This window comes from Actinomycetota bacterium (genome assembly GCA_035759705.1).
Taxonomy (GTDB): domain Bacteria; phylum Actinomycetota; class CADDZG01; order JAHWKV01; family JAHWKV01; genus JAJCYE01.
This window is the reverse complement of the sequence record DASTUJ010000085.1, coordinates 1-7,311: the sequence shown is the minus strand read 5'-3', so window position 1 is coordinate 7,311 and position 7,311 is coordinate 1. Positions and strand designations below refer to the sequence as shown.

Annotated in this window: 7 protein-coding genes; 3 read left to right on the top strand and 4 right to left on the bottom strand. The window is 67.0% G+C overall.

Features of this window, described 5'->3' with window-relative positions; all coding sequences use genetic code 11:
* Positions 1 to 101: 101 nt before the first annotated feature.
* Together VFV09_05790 and VFV09_05785 are read right to left on the bottom strand one after the other, a co-directional pair.
* Positions 102 to 770 (bottom strand): DUF2182 domain-containing protein, encoded by a 669-nt coding sequence (locus VFV09_05790; GenBank protein HEU4867225.1) that lies wholly within the window; start codon positions 768 to 770, stop codon positions 102 to 104.
* 50 nt (positions 771 to 820) lie between these two features.
* Entirely contained in the window at positions 821 to 2,389 is a 1,569-nt protein-coding gene (locus VFV09_05785) for a tyrosinase family protein (protein ID HEU4867224.1), read from the bottom strand.
* A 195-nt stretch (positions 2,390 to 2,584) separates the two neighbouring features.
* Here VFV09_05785 and VFV09_05780 point away from each other — a divergent pair, with 195 nt between their 5' ends.
* Genes VFV09_05780 through VFV09_05770 form a run of 3 tightly spaced genes read left to right on the top strand, consistent with a single transcriptional unit; the run spans position 2,585 to position 6,019 of the window.
* Entirely contained in the window at positions 2,585 to 4,588 is a 2,004-nt protein-coding gene (locus tag VFV09_05780; protein ID HEU4867223.1) for an MFS transporter, read from the top strand.
* On the top strand, positions 4,585 to 5,193 hold the full coding sequence (locus tag VFV09_05775) for a TetR/AcrR family transcriptional regulator (GenBank protein ID HEU4867222.1): 609 nt from the start codon (positions 4,585 to 4,587) through the stop codon (positions 5,191 to 5,193). The genes VFV09_05780 and VFV09_05775 overlap by 4 nt, the downstream gene beginning before the upstream one ends.
* 7 nt (positions 5,194 to 5,200) lie before the next feature.
* A complete protein-coding gene (locus VFV09_05770; protein ID HEU4867221.1) occupies positions 5,201 to 6,019 on the top strand; it encodes a methyltransferase domain-containing protein in 819 nt (272 codons plus the stop codon).
* Between the two features lie 8 nt (positions 6,020 to 6,027).
* Here VFV09_05770 and VFV09_05765 read toward each other — a convergent pair whose 3' ends face one another.
* On the bottom strand, positions 6,028 to 6,399 hold the full coding sequence (locus VFV09_05765) for a hypothetical protein (GenBank protein ID HEU4867220.1): 372 nt from the start codon (positions 6,397 to 6,399) through the stop codon (positions 6,028 to 6,030).
* Between the two features lie 38 nt (positions 6,400 to 6,437).
* Positions 6,438 to 7,190: a 4-hydroxy-tetrahydrodipicolinate reductase gene (gene dapB, locus VFV09_05760; GenBank protein ID HEU4867219.1), complete on the bottom strand. Its 753-nt coding sequence runs from the start codon at positions 7,188 to 7,190 to the stop codon at positions 6,438 to 6,440.
* Positions 7,191 to 7,311 lie beyond the last annotated feature (121 nt).

Sequence of the window (7,311 nt, the reverse complement as noted above, 5' to 3'; positions counted from 1 at the left end):
CGGCGTCTACGTCATCCCCGACGGCCTGGCGACACTCGAGATCGACCGCCTACGGGACACCGGGTGCTACTGGGAGCCGAACGTCTGGATGGAGCATCCGATCAGCCCAGAACCAGCACCATCATCCCCGCAACCGTAAGGAGCACGGCTGCCACGGGCGCCAGCCGGTAGCCCTTGGCCACTACCTCCTCGGCCACGGCGATCCCGGTCGCCAGCATCATCACGACCAGCCCGTGGCCGGCAAGTGCCATCGGAAGCATCAGCGCCCAGCTCGCCCTAAAGCACGCCCTGCTGTATTGAAAACCCATCCTCACGCAAGCCAGGTCGGCTTTCCTGCCGTCCGGGGGCAGCGGAATCGTTCGGTGGCAGGCCTTCAATGCCCTCCTCTTGGCCGGGGTCAGCTCCCAGGCAGCCGCCAGCAGCAGCGACCCGCCCAGAAGCCAGCGACGGTAGTCGTAGGCCCCAGCCCAGGCGGCCAGGCTCACTCCGACAAAGCCGATGCCCGCCCACAACAGCAGCGACGCACCGACGAACAGGAATCCGGCCCGCTGCCGGCGGTACCGCTTGCTGTTCTGGATCACCCGCCTGGCCATCGGAAGCGCCGGGGGGATCATCATCGCCACCACCATCAGCACCCAGGCGCCTTGCAGGCTCATCCAGGAGGGGGCGCCGTGAACGTGGGCATCCGTTTGGAGCAGCACGAGCACCCATGCCCCGGCCGCCACTGCGGCCAACGGCCGCTCGGGGTGGCGGTGCCAGAAACGCCGCACGGAGCCCACCCAGCCGTAACGGCTGGATGGGCTCCGGGTTGCAGTTGCTATCACTGGTAGAAGACGCTGACCCGCCCGATGGTGACCGGCGGCTCCGGCTGCGGCTCGAGATCGGTGAATGCCGCCGAGGCACCCGCCGGCATCTCAACCCGCACCGGCTTGAAGGTCACCTTGACGTCGCCGTCATTCCACACGCCCGCCTCTTTCATGGCCTTGTAGAGGTCGGTTATGTCGAAGGTGTACTTCAGGCCCTCCGGGTGGTCGCTCTCCGGGTCGGACGCCTCGGCGGCCCCGAACAGGGAGACGAGCCCCACCTGGTAGTGGTCGTCGGTGGTCTCATCGTCGTCGGGCAGGTTGACGTAGACCTCGTACGGGGTGGCCGGGGTTCCCTCGGCACGAATCTCCTCGACGTTGAGGTAGACCCGGTCCGGGTCGGCCGGCGCGTCATCCCGGAAGGCGGCCGCTGAGGAGGTCGAGACGCTGGTGGCCACGGTCTCGCCGGTTAGCACCACCGGCTCCTCGGTTGCCCCCGCCAGTTCCGCCGGACGGTCCGGCTGATCTGCCTCCGCCGGGGCCGTGAAGCCTGCCGGCATCGGGATCGGGCCGGGGAAGGGAAGCGGGATCCTCTGAATGTTCTGCAGGATGTCCGGGCGGATGAACGGCAGGTTGAACTGGTCGTACACGTAGCGGAGCTGGTCCCTGGTGTTGACCACGCCGCCGGACACCTGGGTGACGTCGGCCCCGGAGGTGTTGCGGAAGTGGAAGGGCAGGTCGGTGGTCCAGTTGGCGGTGGTGGGGTTGGTCCGGGCCGGTGTGGTCTGACGATCCCAGACCTCCCACAGCCGGTCGATGTTGCAGTGGTGCAGCCAGAAGATGGGGTCCAGGCCTGCGGTGTTGAAGCCTCCCATCAAGCCACCGACGGTTACGTGTACTGCGCCGTGGGGCACGTTCTCCAGCTCACCGATGGCGCCGCCACCGTGGTTGAAGCCGGTGATCGGACCGCCGAAACCGCCGCTCGTCGCCGGTCCTCCGGAACCTCCGGTGAAGTTGTGCTTGGCCAAAGCGGAGGTTGCCGAGGTGACCGATGCCGGCATCCCCCCGCCGGCGGCCATGGACGGGTTTCGACCTGAGACGAACAGGGGGTTGGGGTCTCCGCTTGGGGTGGTCGTGTCCCGGAAGGCCTTGGGAAGCTGGTTGGTGGGGGTGCCCCGGTCGTAGTTCCAGTACGGGAGCGCCCAGTTGGCCTTGGTGGTTGGGTCGACGTTTGGGCTGGACTGGATCGCCGCGCGGCAGATCCGCTCGAACCAGTAAAGGTACATGCGGTGCCAGGGCAGGAAGAACCAGGTGGAGTGCTGGCAGGTGTTGCGCCAGGTGTCTGCGACGGAGTTGCCGTGGATGGCGGCCTGGTAGGCCCAGCTCGTCGGGTCGCTGGCGGGACGGGTTTTCATGATCCGGACCGCCTCGGCGTAGGCGTTGATCATGGGGTGCCACTGCTGTGCCTGCTCGAGCTTCCAGATGTCGCGCCGGACGCGGACCACCTGCTTGATGGTCAGGTCCTGGATATTCTCCAGCACCGGACGCGTCCCGAGGTTCGCCACTACCTTTTCACCGCTGTTCATCTTTGCCTCCCAACAACTCGACTGCGCCGTGGCCCCTTGGCCCGCGTTCTCACGATGAACCATCCCTTCGACCGTGCCAAGAGCAGATCGGCCCGACTTTTGGGGGCCATATGGCCTACTCGATCTAGGTAGAAGCGGCAGTGGCTTGATTACGATACGATCCAGTTCCGTATCGAATTAGCCCCGGGGGGATCTGTGGACTCAAGCAAGGCATACGCAAGACGCTGGTGGACGTTGGTGGTGCTCAGTTTGAGCCTTGTAGTCATCGGCCTGGACAACACCATTCTCAACGTCGCGTTGCCCACCCTTGTGCGCGAACTTTCTGCAACCCAGAGCGACCTGCAGTGGATGATCGACTCCTACGTCCTGATCTTCGCCGGACTGCTGCTTACGATGGGCAGCTTCGGCGACCGGTTCGGGCGCAAGCGGGCGCTGCTGATCGGCCTGGTCATCTTCGGTGTTGCGTCGTTCGGGTCATCCATGGCGACCTCCGCGACGCAGTTGATCGCCGGGCGGGCGGTCATGGGCATCGGCGCTGCGCTGATCATGCCGTCGACCCTCTCAATCATCACCACGATCTTCACCGGCAAGGAGCTGGGCAAAGCCATCGGCATCTGGGCCGGTGTCGCCGGAATCGGCATCGTCGGCGGCCCTGTAATCGGCGGGTGGCTGCTCGAGCACTTCTGGTGGGGATCGGTTTTCCTCGTCAACATCCCGATCGTGGCCGTGGCGCTGGCCCTCGCCCTCTGGCTGATCCCCGAGTCGAAGGACCCCAAAGCCACCCCGCTGGACCTCGTGGGTGCCGGGTTGTCGATAGCCGCCCTGGTCACCCTGGTCTACGGCCTCATCGAGGCCCCCCAGCACGGCTGGACCGGGGACGAGACGTTGATCGCGCTCGGGATCGGCTTCGTCCTCCTGGCGGCGTTCGTCTTCTGGGAGATCCGCACGCCCCACCCGATGCTTCAGATGAGCTTCTTCCGCAACCGGCGGTTTTCGGTCGCCAACTTCTCGATCACGCTCACCTTCTTCGCCCTGTTCGGCAGCGTCTTCATGATGACCCAGCACCTGCAGTTCGTTCTCGGGTTCACCCCCCTGGAGGCGGGGACCCGGGTGATGCCGGTGGCGACGATGATCATCAGCGCTCCCCTCAGCGCCAAGCTGGCGGAGAAGTTCGGGACCAAGCTGATCGTCGCCCTCGGCCTGTTCACGGTCGCCGGGGCGTTCCTTCTGTTCTCGACCCTCGAGGTCACCGGGTACACCCGGATCGGCATCGGCCTGGCGGTCCTCGGATTCGGCATGGGGCTGGTGATGGCCCCGGCGACGGAGTCGATCATGGCTTCGGTGCCGCTGGCCAAGGCCGGCGTCGGATCGGCCATGAACGACACCACCCGGGAGGTCGGCGGCGCCCTGGGCGTCGCGGTCCTGGGCAGCGTCTTCTCGTCCGCTTACGCAACCGAGGTCGCCCCCGCACTCGGCGGGCTTCCGGCGGGGCTGGCCGGCCAGGCCAGGGACTCCATCGGCGCCGCGACGATCATCGCCGGGCAGCTCGGCGGGCAGGCCGGGCAGGCCCTGGCGGCCGCTTCCAAGATTGCTTTCGTAGACAGCCTGAGCTCCACGCTGCTTATCGCTGCCGGCATCGCCGCAGTCGGAGCCGTGGTTACCTTGCTGCTTCTTCCGTCCCGCGGCGAGGCACACGAAGGCGCCGAAGAGCGGGAGCGGGAGCCGCTGTCTCCCCTGCTGGAGGCCGAGATGGCTCTGGACTCGGTCATCGGCTTGCCGGAGCCGGTCGTCACCCGCACGGCGCCCCCCATCCGGCAGGCCGAGCCCTCGGCAATCCAGTCGGCCCTCACCCAGTTGCCGTTCCAGGCGGGAACTGGGACGGTCCGGGGCAACCTGGAGGACTTCGGGCTGGTGGCGATGGAGCATTACGGCAACGGCGGCGGCCACCCCGGGGCGGCCGCTCCGGACCTGCGTCCGCTGGCCGGATACCTGCTTCTGGAGCAGCGCTTCGACCGGATCAACTCGGCGATCGACCCCCACCACGCCGCCTACATGCTGGTCGGCGCGATCGCAGCGAAGGCCAAGGAGGAGCCCGGGCATCGCATTACGGATGCCGGCGGCGACGGCGACTTCCTGGCCGAAGCGGTGGGAATACTTGTTGACGGCATCGGCCTCCGGGAGGTAGTACCGACGCCATGAACCCCACCGAGGCGGCAGGGCTCAGGAAACCGGGGAGGCCCCGGGACTCCGAGCTTCACGACGTGATCATCCACGCCGCCCTGGAGACATTCGTGGAGGAAGGGCTCGACTCGGCGAGCGTCGAGGGCATCGCCACCCGGGCCGGCGTCGGAAAGGCCACGATCTACCGCAGGTGGCACTCCAAAGAGGACCTGATCAGCGAGGCGATCTTCCAGTGCGCCGAGGCGGTCGTCGCCCCGGACACCGGATCGACCAGGGGAGACCTGATCGCCCTGATGAGCAAGCTGCAGAGCGACCTCGGCTGCTCGATCGGGGGCCAGATCTTCCCCCGGATGGTCGGCGAGGTGTGGGATGCGACCCCCCTGGGCGAGGCTTTCGCCAAAGCGGTCATCAGGCCCCGGCGGCAGCTGATCCTCGACGTCCTGAAGAGGGGAGCCGCCCGGGGCGAGCTCCGTGACGGGTTCGACGCCGAGCTGGTAGCCGACACGCTGTCGGGGGCCGTGATCGTCCGGAGAATGGTGGCGGGGCCGGAGGCCGACGGGCCGTCCGACCGGATCGAAAAGCTGGTCGCCCTCGTCCTCGACGGGCTGTCCAGCCGGGCTTAGCCGTCGTATGAACGTCACCGAGAGCGACAAGCTTTTCGCCGGCTCAATCCCCCAGCTTTACGAGCAGTACCTGGTCCCACTGATCTTTGCGCCGTACGCCAAGGACCTTGCGCAGCGCATGGCCGCCCACCCCGTGGAGCGGGTCCTCGAAATCGCAGCCGGGACGGGGGTGCTCACCCGCAGCCTGGCGTCGGTGTTGCCGGAAGCCGTCGCCATCACCGCGACCGACCTGAACCAGCCGATGCTCGACTTGGCCGCCTCCCTCGGCACGAGCCGGCCGGTGGAGTGGCGCCACGCGGATGCCCTGAACTTGCCCTTTGCCGGCCGGATGTTCGACGCCGTAGCCTGCCAGTTCGGCATCATGTTCATGCCGGACAAAGTGAAGGCGTTCTCCGAGGTCAAAAGGGTGCTCAAGCCCGGCGGGGTTCTGTTGTTCAGCGTCTGGGACCGCATCGAGTACAACGAGCTGGCCGACGTGGTGACCGATGCCGTCGCAAGCCTCTTCCCCGATGACCCGCCGCAGTTCCTGGCGAGGACGCCTCACGGCTACCACGACCGGGCGAAGATCGAGAGCGACCTGGCCGAGGGCGGGTTTGCCAACAAGCCGTCGATCGTCACCCGGGCAGCCCGCAGTCCGGCCCGGACCGCCCGCGACCCGGCGGTTGCCTACTGCGAGGGGACGCCGCTGCGCAACGAGATCGAGGAAAGGGACGCGTCGAGGCTGTCCGAGGCAACGGATGAAGCAGCCAGAGCGGTCGAGGAGCGGTTCGGGCCGGGTCCCATCGACGCCAAGATCCAGGCCCACATCGTCACGATCCAGGCCTGAATCCAGGACTAGGAACCCGCCGGAGCGCCCTCGTAACCGTCTTGCCGGTAGTCCAGGACCAGGGCCGGCGGAGGCAACTCCTTGGTGAGATCCAGCCCGTGGACCTTCAGGCAGTGTCCCCTGAACCACACGTCGAAAGGGTGGTCGGAGGTGGCCATCCCCTGGAACGCCCTACCAAGGTCCTCGGCCTCGAGGTAGACGACGGCGACTTTGCCCGCGGGTGTGTCCTGAGCCCAAACCGACTCACGCACTATTCCCAGCGCTGCGCGAGCCTCGTGGTGGGCGGCCATCCTGTCGCCGCGCCAGCACGAGTTCATCTCCAGCCGGTCCTCTTCCTCTGTGCCGGGAAGAAGTGGCACAACAAAGGCTACGCTTTGCACGTTTACCTCCTTGTCGGGGTGACCGTCCCGGCCTAGAGCTAAAGCCCCAGGTAGTGCTCCAGCCCCACAGTCAGGCCCGGGTGCTTCGATATTTCCCGGATGCCGACGATGACTCCGGGCATAAACGACTTGCGGTCGATCGAGTCGTGCCGGATCGTCAGCAGCTGACCCGGCCCCCCGAACAGGACCTCCTGGTGCGCCACCAGGCCCGGCAGTCGGACGCTGTGGATGTGCACGTCCTCCCGCTTAGACCCCCTGGCGCCCGGGATGTTCTCCTTCAGGGTGCCGGGCCTGTCGGCCGGCGCCTGACGGCGGCCCTTGAGGATCACGTCGGCCGTCTGCAGGGCGGTCCCCGACGGGGAGTCCATCTTGCCGCTGTGGTGGAGCTCGATGATCTCGGCGTCCGGCATCCAGGCGGCCGCCATCTCGGCGAACTTCATCGCCAGCACCGCGCCGATGGCGAAGTTGGGGGCGATCAGCACGTTCCCCTCGCACTTCGGAGCCAGGTCTTCGATCTCGGCGATCACCGAAGCCGGTATCCCCGAGGCCCCGACCACGATGTGGATGCCGTTCTTCATGCACCACGGGATGTTCTCGGCGGCACCCTCGGCGTTCGTGAAGTCGACCGCCACCTGAACGCCGTTCTCGACCAGCGCCTCCAGGCTCGACAGGTCTACGTCGACTTCTTCGGTCAGCTCCAGGTCGTCGGTCGCCTCGACCGCGGCGCAGACCTCCCGGCCCATCCGCCCGTTGGCGCCGAGCACCCCGACCTTGATCACGACCGGTCCCAACCTGCGAACTCTTTTTCGGTGAACGGGCCGATGGCGGTCAGGATCCGCCCCTCGGGCCGCAGCAGGTCCTTGGCGACGGTGGCCACGTCGTCCAGCGACACGGCGTCGACCCGGGCGATGA

What these genes read in the sequence shown, in the direction of transcription:
- VFV09_05775 (HEU4867222.1), top strand. Translation starts at nt 4,585, where the DNA reads ATGAACCCCACCGAGGCGGCAGGGCTCAGGAAACCGGGGAGGCCCCGG.
- VFV09_05785 (HEU4867224.1), bottom strand. Translation starts at nt 2,389, where the DNA reads ATGAACAGCGGTGAAAAGGTAGTGGCGAACCTCGGGACGCGTCCGGTG.
- VFV09_05770 (HEU4867221.1), top strand. Translation starts at nt 5,201, where the DNA reads ATGAACGTCACCGAGAGCGACAAGCTTTTCGCCGGCTCAATCCCCCAG.